The sequence below is a fragment of the Streptomyces sp. NPDC086835 genome (assembly GCF_044745705.1).
GTDB lineage: Bacteria > Actinomycetota > Actinomycetes > Streptomycetales > Streptomycetaceae > Streptomyces.
Genome location: NZ_JBIVAU010000011.1, coordinates 168,438 through 181,806, shown reverse-complemented (window position 1 = coordinate 181,806; position 13,369 = coordinate 168,438). Strand labels below are relative to the sequence as shown.

The window sequence follows — 13,369 nt, the reverse complement described above, 5'->3', positions numbered from 1 at the left end:
AGGCCCCCGTCGAAGGCCCCCGCGGGCACGTCCCGCGGGGGCCTTCGTTGTGCCCGGCGCCCCTCGAACAGTCCATAGTGGGTGGCGACGTCCACTGCGCGAGGAAGGGCAGGTTCTGCGATGCCGCAGCAGGTGCAAGGTGTGATCGCACCCGGGAAGAACGAGCCGGTACGGGTCGAGACGATCATCGTCCCGGACCCGGGGCCGGGCGAGGCCGTGGTGAAGGTGCAGGCATGCGGGGTCTGCCACACCGATCTGCACTACAAGCAGGGCGGGATCAACGACGACTTCCCGTTCCTGCTCGGCCACGAGGCCGCCGGCGTCGTCGAGTCGGTCGGCGAGGGCGTCACCGACGTCGAGCCGGGCGACTTCGTGATCCTCAACTGGCGTGCCGTGTGCGGCCGCTGCCGCGCGTGCCTGCGCGGACGCCCCTGGTACTGCTTCGACACGCACAACGCCCGGCAGAAGATGACCCTCACCGACGGCACCGAGCTCTCACCCGCGCTCGGCATCGGAGCCTTCGCCGAGAAGACCCTGGTCGCCGCCGGGCAGTGCACCAAGGTCGACCCGGCGGCGTCCCCGGCGGTGGCCGGACTGCTCGGCTGCGGTGTGATGGCCGGCATCGGCGCCGCCATCAACACCGGCCAGGTGGGCCGCGGCGACTCGGTGGCCGTCATCGGCTGCGGCGGCGTGGGCGACGCGGCAGTCGTCGGCGCACGGCTGGCCGGGGCCGCCCGGATCATCGCCGTCGACATCGACGACCGCAAGCTTCGGACGGCGAAGAAGATGGGCGCCACCCACACCGTCAACTCGGCCACCACCGACCCCGTCGAGGCGATCCGCGAACTCACCGGAGGCTTCGGCGCCGACGTCGTCATCGAGGCCGTCGGCCGGCCGGAGACGTACGAACAGGCCTTCTACGCCCGTGACCTGGCCGGCACCGTCGTCCTCGTCGGCGTCCCCACCCCCGAGATGAAGATCGAACTGCCGCTGCTGGACGTCTTCGGCAGAGGCGGGGCGCTCAAGTCGTCCTGGTACGGCGACTGTCTGCCCTCCCGCGACTTCCCGATGCTGATCGACCTGCACCAGCAGGGGCGCGTCGACCTCGGCGCGTTCGTCACCGAGACCATCGGACTCGGCGACGTCGAGAAGGCGTTCGCCCGGATGCACGAGGGTGACGTACTGCGATCGGTGGTGCAGTTCTGATGGCGGCCCGTATCGATCACCTGGTCACCTCCGGCACCTTCTCGCTCGACGGCGGCACCTGGGACGTCGACAACAACGTCTGGATCGTCGGCGACGACCATGAGGCGATCGTCGTCGACGCCGCCCACGACGCCGACGCGATCCTGGCCGCGCTCGGCGGCCGTACGCTGCGCGCCATCGTCTGCACCCATGCGCACAACGACCACATCGACGCGGCCCCGGCGCTCGCCGCCGCCACCGGCGCACCGGTCCTGCTGCACCCCGACGACCTGCCGCTGTGGAAGCAGACCCACCCGGAGCGCGCTCCCGACGGCGAGCTGGTCGAGGGAGCGGTGATCAGCGTCGCGGGCACCGGCCTGACCGTGCTGCACACCCCCGGCCATGCCCCCGGCGCCGTCTGCCTCCACGCCCCCGAGCTCACCACCGTCTTCACCGGCGACACGCTCTTCCAGGGCGGACCGGGCGCCACCGGCCGGTCGTTCTCCCACTTCCCGACGATCGTCGACTCGATCCGGGACCGGCTGCTCACCCTGCCGCCGGAGACGGTCGTCCGTACCGGCCACGGCGACACGACGACCATCGGCGCGGAGGCGCCGCACCTTCAGGAGTGGATCGACCGGGGCCACTGAGCGAGCTCCAGCCGGCTGCGGAAGCTCCGCGGTTCACCGGTCACCGGATCGGTGAACTCCAGCCCGCACGCAAGAAGTTGAAGCGGGCGGGCGTAGTCGTCCGGGCCGTCGGGGAGCACCACCGGATACAGGGGGTCGTGCAGGATCGGCAGCCCCAGGGCGTTCATATGGACGCGTAGCTGATGGGTACGGCCGGTGGCCGGCAGCAGCCGGTACCGGCCGAGCCCGCCGCGCACCTCGAGCAGCTCGATCCGGCTCTCGCTGTTCGGCTCTCCCGGCTCCTCCGTGGCCGCGAGCACCCCGCGTTCCTTGACGATCCGGCTGCGTACGGTGCGCGGCAGTGCCACGGCCGGGTCGTAGGGCGCCACGGCCTCGTACTCCTTGCGCACCCGCCGGTCCCGGAACATCGTCTGATACGCGCCCCGGTCGCCCGGCCGTACGACGAAGAGGACCAGTCCGGCCGTGAGGCGGTCCAGCCGGTGCGCCGGCTGCAGCGCCGGCAGCTCCAGGTCCCGGCGCAACCGGGCCAGCGCCGTCTCCCGCACATGGCTGCCGCGCGGCATCGTGGCCAGGAAGTGCGGCTTGTCGACGATCACGATGTGCTCGTCGCGGTGCACGACGCCGATCTCGAACGGCACACGCTCCTCTTCGGGGAAGTCGCGGTGGAACCACAGATCCCGTCCCGCCGTGTAGGCCTCGTCGGCGGTGACGGGCCCTTCCGCGCCGACGAAACGCCCTTCGCGCACCATCGCGTCGACCCGCTCCGCGCCGATGGCCGCCCCGTACCGCGCCAAGAGATGGTCCCGCACGGTCGGCCAGGCCCCGTCCGGGTCCTCGGGCAGTCGCAGCCGCACGGGATCGATGCCGTCGCGCTGGGCGAGCGGTGCGGGCAGGTGCGGTCTGTTTCTGCGTCTCACCGACGAGACTGTAGACCGGTCGGGGCCGCTGTCACGGCGGCGCCTGCCGCGTCCGGGCCCACCCGGTCCCTGTCCACCCGGTCCTGGCGCATCAGTGCTCCATCCCGCCGCCGACGTACATCACGACGACGCCGATGATGACGAGCGCGATGCCGATGAGCGTCGCCGGTCTGACCGGTTCGTCGAAGAGGACGACGCCGCCGAGGAACGCGCCCACCGTGCCCACGCCCGACCAGATCGCGTACACCGGGCCGACGTTGAGCGTCTTGAGCGCCTGCGCCAGCATGACGAAGGCGGCGTCGTAGCCGATGACCACCAGGACGGTGGGGCCGAGGCGGGTCAGACCGTGCGAGGCGCGCAGCGAGAGCGTCGCGATCACTTCGGAGATGATCGCTCCCGCGACCAGCAGGGCCCCCATCAGCGTGACGCCCCCACGGCGTCGGCCGGATCGGAAGTCTTCGGACCGGTGCGGGCGCGACCCGTGGCGATGAGATCGGCGACGAGCCGGCGCAGCTCCACATGCGCCGCGCCGTGCGGCGGGGCGAGATGGAGCAGACGCGCCGTCCACCAGCCGTCGACGGCCATGCGTACCAGCGTGCTCACCCCCGGCGGCAGCCCGTCCGCGTCCAGCCGTTCCTGCCAGGCCCGGTAGTGGCGTTGGAGGACATCGAGCACTTCAGGGCCGCCCGTCGCGGCGAGCAGCGCCATCGGGAGCTCGTCGCGGCCGGTGGTGCCCGGCTCCGGTGCCACCTCGGGGATCGAGGAGTCGAGCCAGGCCATGGTGTAGGCGCCGGGCGGGGCGTCCGGACCGGGAAGCAGCGCCTCGATCCGGTCCACCAGCCGCTGGACCATGCCCTCGACCAGGGCGCGCTTGCTCGGGAAGTGGTGCAGCAGGCCCCCCTTGCTCACGCCCGCCTCCGCGGCGACGGCGTCGAGCCTGACCGCGTCCACGCCGCCTTCACCAGCAGCCGCTCCACGGCGTCGAGGAGTCGATCGCGCACGGTCCCGCCCCTCTCGTACCTGATCCGTCTGATCCATCGACCGACCGTCTGGACGGTCACTGCATGCTGGCGGAGCGTTCGTCTCGGCCCGCACGCCGTGTTGGGACGCGGCGGAGCAGTTCGGCACCCAGGCGCGCGGAGGGCGGACTCGGCCGCCGCCACCCCGGCAGTACGCCGCGCGTTCGTCGACCGCGAGGTGGCCGCAGGTCGGATGTCGCCCGGGAAGGCGGCCGACGCCCCCGACGACGCCGCGCTCACCGAGACGGCCGCCGACCACGCCCGTAGCGCCGGGTGGTCCGGCTCGCCCCTCGAGGAGCCCTCTATCGGCCTCCGCCTCCTTCGCGTGTTGTGGAAGAGCGCGAGCTCGCCGCGTGACGTGCACCTCCGGCGTGCTCTCGGGGCCTGTCTCGGCCGGCGGTGCACGGGCCGTCTCGCGCAGGCCGGCGACATCCGGGTCGCCGCCGACGGCGGCCGTGCGACTGATGGACGACGGCGCCTCCCGATGGGCATCTGCCGCGCCGTCACCGGCTCGGCGCTCGCCTCGGCCTGCGCGCGGGGCGCCTGCAACCTCCTGCTGCTGTGGGCGCCGGCCCGTCCGCTCTGACCGCCCGGGGACCGGCCGCGGTCACCCGGAAGCGGGGGCAGCAAAAAGATCCCCACGGAACTCCGTGGGGATCTTGATGGTGTCCGAGGGGGGACTTGAACCCCCACGCCCGATAAAGGGCACTAGCACCTCAAGCTAGCGCGTCTGCCATTCCGCCACCCGGACAAGGTGTCTGTCTCGCGGCCCTGGGCCGTTCCGACGTGGAAAACCATAGCAAACATTCGGACCCCCTCGATCACACCCCCGGTTCACCCGACGGCCGCTGCGACGGCCGGGGACCGGCCCTTGGGCCAAGGGCACGATGACGAGAGGATGAGGCGGACCACCAGCAGCGACAGCGGGAGGAATCAGCGTGAGCGAGTCGAACACGGCCCGGGCGGTCACGGGCGAGGACGAGGTCGTCGATCTCTGCCGTGAGCTGATCAGGATCGACACCAGCAATTACGGCGACCACTCGGGCCCCGGTGAGCGCGCGGCCGCCGAGTACGTCGCCGAGAAACTCGCCGAGGTCGGTCTGGAGCCGCAGATCCTCGAGTCGCACCGGGGCCGCGCCTCGACCGTGGCCCGCATCGAGGGCGAGGACCCGTCGCGGCCCGCCCTGCTGATCCACGGCCATCTCGACGTCGTCCCCGCGAACGCGGACGACTGGACCCATCACCCGTTCTCCGGCGAGATCGCGGAGGACTGCGTGTGGGGCCGGGGCGCGGTCGACATGAAGGACATGGACGCGATGACCCTCGCGGTCGTACGGGACAGGCTGCGCAGCGGCCGTAAGCCCCCGCGCGACATCGTGCTGGCCTTCCTCGCCGACGAGGAGGCGGGCGGCACGTACGGCGCCCGGTACCTCGTCGACGAGCACCCGGACCTGTTCGAAGGGGTCACGGAGGCCATCGGTGAGGTCGGCGGTTTCTCCTTCACCGTCAACGAGAATCTGCGGCTCTACCTCGTCGAGACGGCGCAGAAGGGCATGCACTGGATGCGCCTGACGGTGGACGGCACCGCCGGCCACGGCTCCATGACCAACAACGACAACGCCATCACGGAGCTGTGTGAGGCCGTCGGCCGGCTCGGCCGCCACACCTGGCCGGTCAGGGTCACCAAGACCGTGCGCTCCTTCCTCGACGAACTGTCCGACGCGCTCGGAACGCCCCTCGACCCGGAGGACATGGACGCCACCCTCGCCAAGCTCGGCGGCATTGCCAAAATGGTCGGCGCCACCCTGCGGAACTCCGCGGCCCCCACCATGCTCGGCGCCGGCTACAAGGTGAACGTCATCCCCGGCCAGGCGACCGCGCACGTGGACGGGCGCTTCCTCCCCGGCTACGAGGAGGAGTTCCTCGCCGAACTGGACCGGCTGCTCGGCCCCCGGGTCAGGCGCGAGGACGTGCACGGCGACAAGGCCCTGGAGACCAGCTTCGACGGGGCGCTCGTCGACGCGATGCAGGTGGCGCTGAAGGCGGAGGACCCGATCGCGAGGGCCGTGCCCTACATGCTGTCGGGCGGCACCGACGCCAAGTCCTTCGACGACCTGGGCATCCGCTGCTTCGGCTTCGCCCCGCTCAAGCTGCCGCCGGAGCTGGACTTCGCCGGCATGTTCCACGGCGTGGACGAGCGGGTGCCGGTGGACGGCCTGAAGTTCGGCGTGCGGGTCCTCGACCGGTTCATCGACCAGTGCTGAGCTCGTCCGCCCACGCGCCGGCCGGCATGACGCTCCGATAATCGCCTACGCGTGCGCATGTGACTTGAAAGAGTGAATGGGGGTTACAGCTCGTAGCCCAGGTGCCTCCTCCTCGTTACAGGTGATGCGGTCCGCGGCTGGGACCGCACTTGCCAACAGGAGGAACAATGATCAAGAAGGTCGTCGCGACCGCGGCTGCCGCCGGTGGTTTGGTGCTCGCGGGTGGGGGCATGGCCATGGCCCACTCCGGCGCCCACGGTGCCGCTGTCGACTCCGCCGGCACACTGTCGGGCAACCTGCTCCAGGTGCCGGTGCACGTGCCCGTGAACGCGTGTGGCAACACGGCGGACGTCATCGGCCTGCTGAACCCCGCCTTCGGCAACACCTGCGTCAACGCCTGACGTTATGTTTCCGGCCCACATGAGGCCGGGAGTGAATCCGGGCGGCTCCGGAGTGCGTGCCATGCGCTCCGGAGCCGCCCGCTTCTTCCAACCCCCTCGGCGTGTGCCCAGGGGTACTCGTGAAGCTGGAAGGCAGGGCATCAAGACATGCGACAGGTCACGCGCAAAGGCCTGATCACCGTGGCTGCCGCGGGAGGCGTACTCGCCCTCGGCGGCGGCTACGCCCAGGCGGACTCCGGGGCGCTCGGAGAGGCGTCGAACTCACCGGGCTTGCTGTCCGGCAACTCGGTCCAGGCTCCGGTGCACGTGCCCGTGAACGCCTGCGGCAACACCGTGGACGTCGTCGGGCTGCTCAACCCCACGTTCGGCAACAAATGCGCCAACGTCTCCGAGTCGGGCCCCAACGGTGGCGGTGGCTCCGGAGCGGAGGGCAGCGTCAGCAACTCAGGGGGCATCGCCTCGGGCAACCAGGTCCAGGCGCCGATCGACGCGCCCGTCAACGTCTGCGGCAACAACGTCGGCGTCGTCGGGCTGCTCAACCCCACGTTCGGCAACGAATGCGCCAACGTCTCCAGGTCGGGCACCAACGGTGGCGGTGGCTCCGGGGCGGAAGGCAGCGTCAGCAACTCGCCGGGCATCGGCTCGGGCAACCAGGTCCAGGCGCCGATCAACCTGCCCGTCAACGTCTGCGGCAACAGCATCGGCGTCGGCGGTCTCCTCAACCCCGCGTTCGGCAGCGAATGTGTGAACGACTCGGGCGGCACCCCGCCCGGCGGCCCGGAGGAGCCCGGCACCCCGGAGGAGCCGAACCAGCCGGAGGAGCCCAACGAGCCGCAGACTCCGGAAACCCCTGGGACACCGAGCGAGCCGAACGCGCCCGGACCCCAGAGCGTCACGCCCGGTGGCAGCGACGGCGAACTCGCGGAGACCGGCATGGACGCGCTGGACATCCTGGCACCGGCGGGCGTCGGACTGCTGCTCGCCGGAGCGGTGCTCTACCGCAGGGCCCGCGCGGCCGCGTAGGCGCACGCCAGGGCCACGGCGGTCACGGGCACGGCTACGGTGCTGTCCCGTACCGCGGTACGTCGAGGAGCGGGTCCCGCGATCGCGGGCCCGCTCCTTTCCTGTACCTGCTCTGTATCTGCTCGCGATCACCAGGTGGCGCGTACCTGGCGGATGATGCGCCGGCGCAGCCGCACTCTGCGGCTGCCGTCCCGGTGCAGGCTCAATCGGTCCAACTCCCAGTGTCCGTACTCGGCATGGTCGGTCAGCAGACGGGTCGCTTCCTTGCGGGAGACCCCGCGCGGCACGTACACGTCGACAAATTCGTATTCCGGCATCGCATCTATTGTGCGGGCACCGCCCCGGTACGGATAGCGTCTGCACTATGTCTGATGCTGCGCAGCCCACCGCTGCCGAGGTACGTGCCGCCGCCGAGGCGGTCAAAGCCGCACTGGACCGTCACCTCGAGGCGGTCGAGAACCGCACGGGAGACGACGACCCGGCCGTCTACGACGCTTTCAACGCGCTCGCCGCGGCGGCGGAGGCGTACGACGAGCGGCTCTACGACCGGTACGACGAGGTCACCCCCTTCGAGATCCCTGGCGCGGACGACTCGCTGCCGCCGTACGCGGGCCCGGAGGAGCCGAACGCGCTCAGCGTGCTGATCCGCCGTGACTACGCGGTGGTGGAGCCGCAGCGACTGCTGGCCCAGGCGCAGCGCATCGCGGACGTCGATCCGGAGGAAGTGAGCGCGGCCGGCGCCCCGGTCGTCGGTACGAGCGTGCACGCCGCCCTCGGCGTGCTCTTCGGCGAGTACGAACCGGACGAAATCGCCTCGCGGCACAAGGAGTTCGGTCTGGAGGAGGGCGACTCCACGCTGTGGGTCGCCGCCGCGGACGAGCTTCCGGAGCCCGGCGAGTGGCTGAGCGTCCCCTTCGACCAGGCCGACCCGGAGCGGGTCGTCTGCCGCTTCGACGTCAGCGCCGTCTTCGACGAGGACGAGCTGCGCGAGGAGCCACTGGACCTGGACGACGAGGACTGACCGCCGGCACCTGTCCGTGACCGCCGGCGCTCTTCCGTGACCGCACGCCCGGCGGGGCGCGCCGCCGGACGGATCCGGCCTTTCCACCGGGCACGGCCCGGCCCCGGCCCCCGGCCCGTGGCGACTTCCGAGTCGCCACGGGCCGGGGGCCGTCACTCTGCCCCGCCCGGCGCCGGCGGCTGCGCAGCCGGCTCTGCCAGTAGGCCCTCCAGCAGCGTCCGCAGCCTGGTGGTGCGCTCGGCGCCGGGCCGCTCCGCGACGGCGCGCGGCAGTGCCTGGTCCACGCCGTGCACCACCGACAGATGGCGCTCCGCCCGGCCGAACGCCGTGTGCACCCACGGCCGGCTCAGGGACTGCGCGGCGTCGCCCGGCAGCACGACGACCACCGCGGGCCACCGCATGCCCGCCGCCTGGTGCGCGGTGAGCGCCCAGCCATGTCGCAGCGCGGAGTCCACCCGCTCCCTCGGCACGACGGTCCTCGTGCCCTCGCAGTCGAGGTGCAGTCCGTCGGGGCCGGCGGAGACGACCGTGCCGGTGACCGTCCGGCCGAGCGCCTGCGCGTAGGCGACCCGGTCGCCCGGGTCGAAGCCGGCGAAGCGGCCTGCTCCCGGGTTCAGGCGCTGCTTGAGTGCCGCGTTGAGGGCACGGGTGCCCGCCGAGCCGCCGTGGCCGACGGTGATCACCTGGGTCTGCTCCGCCGGCACCCCGATGGCCCGGGGAACGGAGTCCGCAACCAGCTGGACCGTACGGTGCACCGCCTCGCCGGCGTCCCGCACCGGGACGATCACGACCTCCTTGCCGGGGGCCTCGACCTGGTTCAGCTCTCCGACGCTGATACCCGAGACCAGTTCCCCGAGCGGACCGGGGTCGGGCGTACGGGACGCGACCTGCGGACACACCCGCGCGGCGAGCACGTCCGCGAACACCCGGCCCGCGCCCGCGCCGCCCAGCACCCCAGGGTCGCCGCCGAGCACCAGCCTGCTGCCGTCGGGCATGGACTCCACCAGCATCGCCGCGGTCTCCACGTCGAGTTGCGGCGCGTCCAGCACGACGAGCAGATCGAGAGCGAACGCGCCGTCCTCGTCGCGGCCGGGCCCCGCGGCGCCCGACAATAGGTCCGCGACGGTGACGGCGCCGGCGGCCGGACCGAGCCGGCGCACCCCGTTCTCCCCGTGCACCGCCACAGCCGCCCGCAGTCCCATGGCGCGGGCCTGCTCCGCGAGCGCTACCGGCTCCGCCCTGGCGGCCTCGCCGCCGGTGTGGACGACCAGGCCGTTCGCGCCCGCCGCCCGCATGAGCTCGGTCCCCTCCCAGACCTCTGAAGGCCCGGTCCTGACCAGCCTCGCCAAGCCGTCCGCGAGGCTCTCCTCCGCCATCGCGTACCGGTCGAGCCCGAGGAGGACGGTGACGGGAGCGTCTTCCTCCACGCCCTCCTGGAACACCAGCACCGTGCCGTCCGCGACCGCTTGCTGCACGGCCTCCTCCGGGTCCGGCACCGACCGCTCCGCGAGCGCGGCACGCAGGGCCGAGGCCTCGAGGGCGGTGTGCCCCTGGAGTGCGGCACGCTCCAGTACCCAGGTGACGAGGGCGGACGTCCGGCGCTCGTCGCCGGGGGTCGCCTCCGCGCCGAGGAGCGCCCGCGCGAAACCGTCGGCCTGCTCCGGCCGCACGCCGGGCACCGAGAGCAACCGCCAGGGGTCCTCGGCGAGCGCTTCGCCCGCTGACTCGCCGAGCAGCTCGGCCACCTGCGGGGCGAGCGATTCGGGCGCGCCGCCCTTGAGCAGCACGGCCCGCGCGCCGGCGAGTGCCTCCGCGGGGACGGCGGCCGGGGCAGGTTCGGCGGCCCGGGGCCGGACCGGCGGGGCGGCTGCGGGAGCGGCCCGCCGCGGCTCGGGCGGGGGCGAGTCGAAGTAGGCGGTGGCCGCCTTCTCGCCGCTCTCCACGGCCCGCACGGCGGCGAGCAGGTCCGCGGCCTTGCCGCTCAGCTTTGCCCCGCTGTCGATGGGCCCTTCCTTCTCCGCCTTGCGCTGCTCGATCCGCGCCCGGAGCTCCCGCTGCGCGGCGATCTCGGCCTCGGCCTCGCTCACCCCGCCATCGCCGGCACCGTCCGCACCGGCACCCGCCCCGGCCGCCTCTTCGCCGTCGGCGGTTGGGCCGCCGTCGCGGCTCGCGCCCGGGAGGCTCGCGTCGTCCTTAGGCCCGTCGCCGTCGCCCGCGCGGGCCTCGTTCGCGTCCTCGTCCCGGGAGCCGGCGTCCTCTTCGCCGCCGGCGGTGGCGTCGTCGCGGCTCGCGCCCGCGACGCTCCCGTCGTCCTGCGAGTCGGCACCGGCTTCGTCCGCGCCGACCATGCCGGCCCTGCCTCCGGCGGGTGTGTGGTCTGTCGCCGCGCTCGCGTCTGCGTCGGCGACGCCTGGACCGTTGTCCGCCGTGTCGGCGCCTGCGCCCGCGCTGCTCGCGGCGCCGTCCTCGAGCCCGTCGCCGGAGTTCGCCGCCTCGCCACCCGCGCCCGCCGCACCGGCGGCCGCGGTGTCCCCGGCCGTCTCCGCCGCCTCCGCGGCACCCGCGCCCTCGGTCGGCGGCGAGCCGCCGGGCCCCGGCGCGACCGCCTCTTCGGCGGTGTCGGCGGGCGGCCCCGCGGCCGGGGAACCGGGGGGTGTCCCCCGGGAAGGCGCAGTCACAGCGTGCTCCAGTCCTGGTCGGGATAGCGGTGGACGGGCGCCGACACATCGTCGAGCGCCCGGCGGATCTCGTCAGGAAGACTAAGCGCCTCCACCGACAACGCCGCCATGAGCTGCTGCGCGTTGCGCGCGCCGACGATCGGCGCCACCACGCCCGGCCGGTCCCTGACCCACGCGAGCGCCACCTCCACCGGCGTCGCCGCCAGGCCGTCCGCGGCCGTGACCACCGCGTCCACGATGCTGCTCGCCGCCTCGTCCAGATACGGCTCCACGAACGGCGCCATCTGCTCCGACGCGCCCCGGGAGTCGGACGGCGTGGCCGTGCGGTACTTGCCGGTGAGCACTCCCCGCCCGAGCGGCGACGACGGCAGCAGCCCCACCCCGAGGTCGAGGGCGGCAGGGAGCACCTCTCGCTCCACGCCCCGCTGAAGCAGCGAGTACTCCATCTGCGTGCTCGCGAGCCGGGTGCGTACGCCCGGCGCGGCCAGTTGCCAGGTCGCCGCCTTCGCGAGCTGCCAGCCGCAGAAGTTCGACACGCCCGCGTACCGGGCGCGCCCGCTGCTGACGGCGATGTCCAGCGCCTGGAGTGTCTCGTCCAGCGGTGTGTCCGGGTCGAAGGCGTGGACCTGCCACAGGTCCACGTAGTCGGTGCCCAGGCGTGCCAGCGACGCGTCGAGCGCGGCGAGGAGGTGACCGCGTGAGCCGTCGAAGCGCCGGTCGGGGTCCGGCACGCTGCCGGCCTTGGTCGCTATCACGAGCTCGCTACGCGGCACGAGCCGCTCGACGAGCTGCCCGAGCAGATACTCCGCGTCCCCGCCGCCGTACACGTCGGCGGTGTCGACCAGCGTGCCGCCCGCCTCCCAGAAAACCTTCAACTGGTCGGCCGCGTCGTGCTCGTCGGTGTCCCGGCCCCATGTCAGGGTGCCGAGTCCGATGCGGGACACGCGCAGGCCGGTGCGGCCGAGATGCCTCTGCTCCATGGGCGCTGAGATTACTGGCCAGGGGCCCACACTGAGAGAGCCTGTGGACAACGTGCCCCTGCCGGATCGACCGCACCCGCGCTAGAGTCCCGGCACAGGCACGTTACTGATCAGTAAGAGGGAGCGGTTATGCGGCTCGGCATCAACCTCGGCTACTGGGGCGCGGGCATGGACGGCGACAACCTCGCCGTCGCGCAGGAGGCCGACAGGCTCGGCTACGACGTCTGCTGGGCGGCGGAGGCGTACGGCTCGGACGCCCCGACGGTGCTCAGCTGGGTCGCCGCCCAGACCGAGCGCATCGACGTCGGCTCCGCGATCCTGCAGATCCCGGCCCGCCAGCCGGCCATGACCGCGATGACCGCAGCCACGCTCGACTCCCTCTCGGGCGGCCGTTTCCGGCTCGGCCTCGGCGTCTCCGGACCGCAGGTCTCCGAGGGCTGGTACGGCGTGAAGTTCGACAAGCCGCTCGCCCGCACCCGCGAGTACGTCGAGATCGTCCGCAAGGCGATGTCCCGTGAGCGCCTGTCGTACGAGGGTGAGCACTGGACGCTTCCGCTGCCCGACGGGCCGGGCAAGCCGATCAAGCTCACCGTGCACCCGCAGCGTGAGCACATCCCGCTCTACATCGCGGCGATCGGCCCGAAGAACCTGGAGCAGACCGGTGAGATCGCGGACGGCGCGCTGCTGATCTTCCCGTCCGCCGACCACATCGAGGACACCGCGCTGCGGCACATCCGCGCGGGCCGCGAGAAGGCGGGGAGGACGATGGAGGGCTTCGACGTCTGCCCGACCCTGCCGCTCGCGGTCGGCGACGACGTGGCCGGCCTGGCCGACATGTTCCGGCCGTACACCGCGCTGTACGTCGGCGGTATGGGCAGCCGCAAGCAGAACTTCTACAACCAGCTCGCCCAGCGCATGGGTTACGAGAAGGAAGCCGCCGAGATCCAGGACAAGTACCTCGACGGCGACAAGGCCGGCGCGGCCGCCGCCGTCCCGCACACCCTGATCGACCAGACCGCGCTGCTCGGACCCGTGGAGCGGATCGCCGACCGGATGCAGGCCTACGCGGCGGCCGGTGTCACCACCCTGACCCTCGCCCCCGCCGGCTTCACGCTCGACGAGCGGATCAGCGCACTGCGCGCCGGCACCGAGGCCCTGGAGCGCGCGGGCCTCGCCTGACGACGGCAAAGGCCCCGCCACGGGAAGTCTGCGGCCGTGGTGGGGGCTCGGG

At 72.7% G+C, this 13,369-nt stretch carries 14 protein-coding genes and 1 tRNA gene; 8 read left to right on the top strand and 7 right to left on the bottom strand.

All coding sequences use genetic code 11. The features are described 5' to 3' along the window. Positions 1 to 120 precede the first annotated feature (120 nt). Both ACIPJI_RS30390 and ACIPJI_RS30385 read left to right on the top strand, forming a co-directional pair. Positions 121 to 1,206 (top strand): S-(hydroxymethyl)mycothiol dehydrogenase, encoded by a 1,086-nt coding sequence (locus tag ACIPJI_RS30390; RefSeq protein WP_402249964.1) that lies wholly within the window; start codon positions 121 to 123, stop codon positions 1,204 to 1,206. Continuing rightward, complete coding sequence (locus tag ACIPJI_RS30385) at positions 1,206 to 1,835, top strand: MBL fold metallo-hydrolase (protein WP_356622861.1); 630 nt, start codon at positions 1,206 to 1,208, stop codon at positions 1,833 to 1,835. Before ACIPJI_RS30390 ends, ACIPJI_RS30385 begins: the two co-directional genes overlap by 1 nt. On the opposite strand, the gene ACIPJI_RS30380 is transcribed toward ACIPJI_RS30385, so the two are convergent. The 3 genes from ACIPJI_RS30380 to ACIPJI_RS30370 all read right to left on the bottom strand — a co-directional run bounded on the left by ACIPJI_RS30380 (position 1,808) and on the right by ACIPJI_RS30370 (position 3,703). Beyond that, positions 1,808 to 2,752, bottom strand: a complete 945-nt coding sequence (locus tag ACIPJI_RS30380; protein ID WP_356622859.1) for an RluA family pseudouridine synthase — start codon at positions 2,750 to 2,752, stop codon at positions 1,808 to 1,810. The genes ACIPJI_RS30385 and ACIPJI_RS30380 overlap by 28 nt on opposite strands. Before the next feature lie 91 nt (positions 2,753 to 2,843). Beyond that, the gene (locus ACIPJI_RS30375; protein WP_402249962.1) at positions 2,844 to 3,170 is read right to left on the bottom strand and encodes a DMT family transporter; all 327 of its coding nucleotides are present in this window, start codon (positions 3,168 to 3,170) and stop codon (positions 2,844 to 2,846) included. Next, the gene (locus tag ACIPJI_RS30370) at positions 3,170 to 3,703 is read right to left on the bottom strand and encodes a TetR/AcrR family transcriptional regulator (protein ID WP_402249960.1); all 534 of its coding nucleotides are present in this window, start codon (positions 3,701 to 3,703) and stop codon (positions 3,170 to 3,172) included. The genes ACIPJI_RS30375 and ACIPJI_RS30370 overlap by 1 nt, the downstream gene beginning before the upstream one ends. 261 nt (positions 3,704 to 3,964) lie before the next feature. Between ACIPJI_RS30370 and ACIPJI_RS30365 the strand changes: the two genes are divergently transcribed. Next, a complete protein-coding gene (locus ACIPJI_RS30365; RefSeq protein WP_356622854.1) occupies positions 3,965 to 4,357 on the top strand; it encodes a hypothetical protein in 393 nt (130 codons plus the stop codon). A 77-nt stretch (positions 4,358 to 4,434) separates the two neighbouring features. Here ACIPJI_RS30365 and ACIPJI_RS30360 read toward each other — a convergent pair. Further along, a tRNA-Leu gene (locus tag ACIPJI_RS30360) sits at positions 4,435 to 4,522 on the bottom strand. 187 nt (positions 4,523 to 4,709) lie between these two features. Between ACIPJI_RS30360 and ACIPJI_RS30355 the strand changes: the two genes are divergently transcribed. The 3 genes from ACIPJI_RS30355 (at position 4,710) to ACIPJI_RS30345 (ending at position 7,459) form a co-directional block, all read left to right on the top strand. Further along, positions 4,710 to 6,035 (top strand): M20/M25/M40 family metallo-hydrolase, encoded by a 1,326-nt coding sequence (locus tag ACIPJI_RS30355; protein ID WP_159693568.1) that lies wholly within the window; start codon positions 4,710 to 4,712, stop codon positions 6,033 to 6,035. Between the two features lie 167 nt (positions 6,036 to 6,202). Beyond that, positions 6,203 to 6,436, top strand: a complete 234-nt coding sequence (locus ACIPJI_RS30350; protein ID WP_356622852.1) for a chaplin — start codon at positions 6,203 to 6,205, stop codon at positions 6,434 to 6,436. Positions 6,437 to 6,583: 147 nt separating this feature from the next. Further along, positions 6,584 to 7,459, top strand: coding sequence for a chaplin (locus ACIPJI_RS30345; protein WP_402249957.1), 876 nt, complete (start codon positions 6,584 to 6,586; stop codon positions 7,457 to 7,459). A 128-nt stretch (positions 7,460 to 7,587) separates the two neighbouring features. Here the strand turns inward: ACIPJI_RS30345 and ACIPJI_RS30340 are convergent, their stop codons facing one another. Continuing rightward, positions 7,588 to 7,776, bottom strand: coding sequence for a DUF5703 family protein (locus ACIPJI_RS30340; protein ID WP_005319466.1), 189 nt, complete (start codon positions 7,774 to 7,776; stop codon positions 7,588 to 7,590). A gap of 47 nt (positions 7,777 to 7,823) precedes the next feature. On the opposite strand from ACIPJI_RS30340, the gene ACIPJI_RS30335 reads away from it, so the two are divergent. Next, a complete protein-coding gene (locus ACIPJI_RS30335) occupies positions 7,824 to 8,480 on the top strand; it encodes a hypothetical protein (protein ID WP_307705538.1) in 657 nt (218 codons plus the stop codon). Between the two features lie 152 nt (positions 8,481 to 8,632). Here ACIPJI_RS30335 and ACIPJI_RS30330 read toward each other — a convergent pair whose 3' ends face one another. Both ACIPJI_RS30330 and ACIPJI_RS30325 read right to left on the bottom strand, forming a co-directional pair. Beyond that, a complete protein-coding gene (locus ACIPJI_RS30330; RefSeq protein WP_402249954.1) occupies positions 8,633 to 11,158 on the bottom strand; it encodes a helix-hairpin-helix domain-containing protein in 2,526 nt (841 codons plus the stop codon). Beyond that, positions 11,155 to 12,138 (bottom strand): aldo/keto reductase, encoded by a 984-nt coding sequence (locus tag ACIPJI_RS30325; protein ID WP_402249952.1) that lies wholly within the window; start codon positions 12,136 to 12,138, stop codon positions 11,155 to 11,157. Before ACIPJI_RS30325 ends, ACIPJI_RS30330 begins: the two co-directional genes overlap by 4 nt. A gap of 129 nt (positions 12,139 to 12,267) precedes the next feature. Here ACIPJI_RS30325 and ACIPJI_RS30320 point away from each other — a divergent pair, with 129 nt between their 5' ends. Continuing rightward, the gene (locus tag ACIPJI_RS30320; RefSeq protein ID WP_307705536.1) at positions 12,268 to 13,317 is read left to right on the top strand and encodes an LLM class F420-dependent oxidoreductase; all 1,050 of its coding nucleotides are present in this window, start codon (positions 12,268 to 12,270) and stop codon (positions 13,315 to 13,317) included. The last annotated feature ends 52 nt before the right edge of the window (positions 13,318 to 13,369 follow it).

Excerpts from the sequence above, each read along its gene's own strand:
- ACIPJI_RS30390 (WP_402249964.1), top strand. The coding sequence starts at position 121 with ATGCCGCAGCAGGTGCAAGGTGTGATCGCACCCGGGAAGAACGAGCCG.
- ACIPJI_RS30385 (WP_356622861.1), top strand. The coding sequence starts at position 1,206 with ATGGCGGCCCGTATCGATCACCTGGTCACCTCCGGCACCTTCTCGCTC.
- ACIPJI_RS30375 (WP_402249962.1), bottom strand. The coding sequence starts at position 3,170 with ATGGGGGCCCTGCTGGTCGCGGGAGCGATCATCTCCGAAGTGATCGCG.
- ACIPJI_RS30365 (WP_356622854.1), top strand. The coding sequence starts at position 3,965 with ATGTCGCCCGGGAAGGCGGCCGACGCCCCCGACGACGCCGCGCTCACC.
- ACIPJI_RS30350 (WP_356622852.1), top strand. The coding sequence starts at position 6,203 with ATGATCAAGAAGGTCGTCGCGACCGCGGCTGCCGCCGGTGGTTTGGTG.
- ACIPJI_RS30345 (WP_402249957.1), top strand. The coding sequence starts at position 6,584 with ATGCGACAGGTCACGCGCAAAGGCCTGATCACCGTGGCTGCCGCGGGA.
- ACIPJI_RS30340 (WP_005319466.1), bottom strand. The coding sequence starts at position 7,776 with ATGCCGGAATACGAATTTGTCGACGTGTACGTGCCGCGCGGGGTCTCC.
- ACIPJI_RS30335 (WP_307705538.1), top strand. The coding sequence starts at position 7,824 with ATGTCTGATGCTGCGCAGCCCACCGCTGCCGAGGTACGTGCCGCCGCC.
- ACIPJI_RS30325 (WP_402249952.1), bottom strand. The coding sequence starts at position 12,138 with ATGGAGCAGAGGCATCTCGGCCGCACCGGCCTGCGCGTGTCCCGCATC.
- ACIPJI_RS30320 (WP_307705536.1), top strand. The coding sequence starts at position 12,268 with ATGCGGCTCGGCATCAACCTCGGCTACTGGGGCGCGGGCATGGACGGC.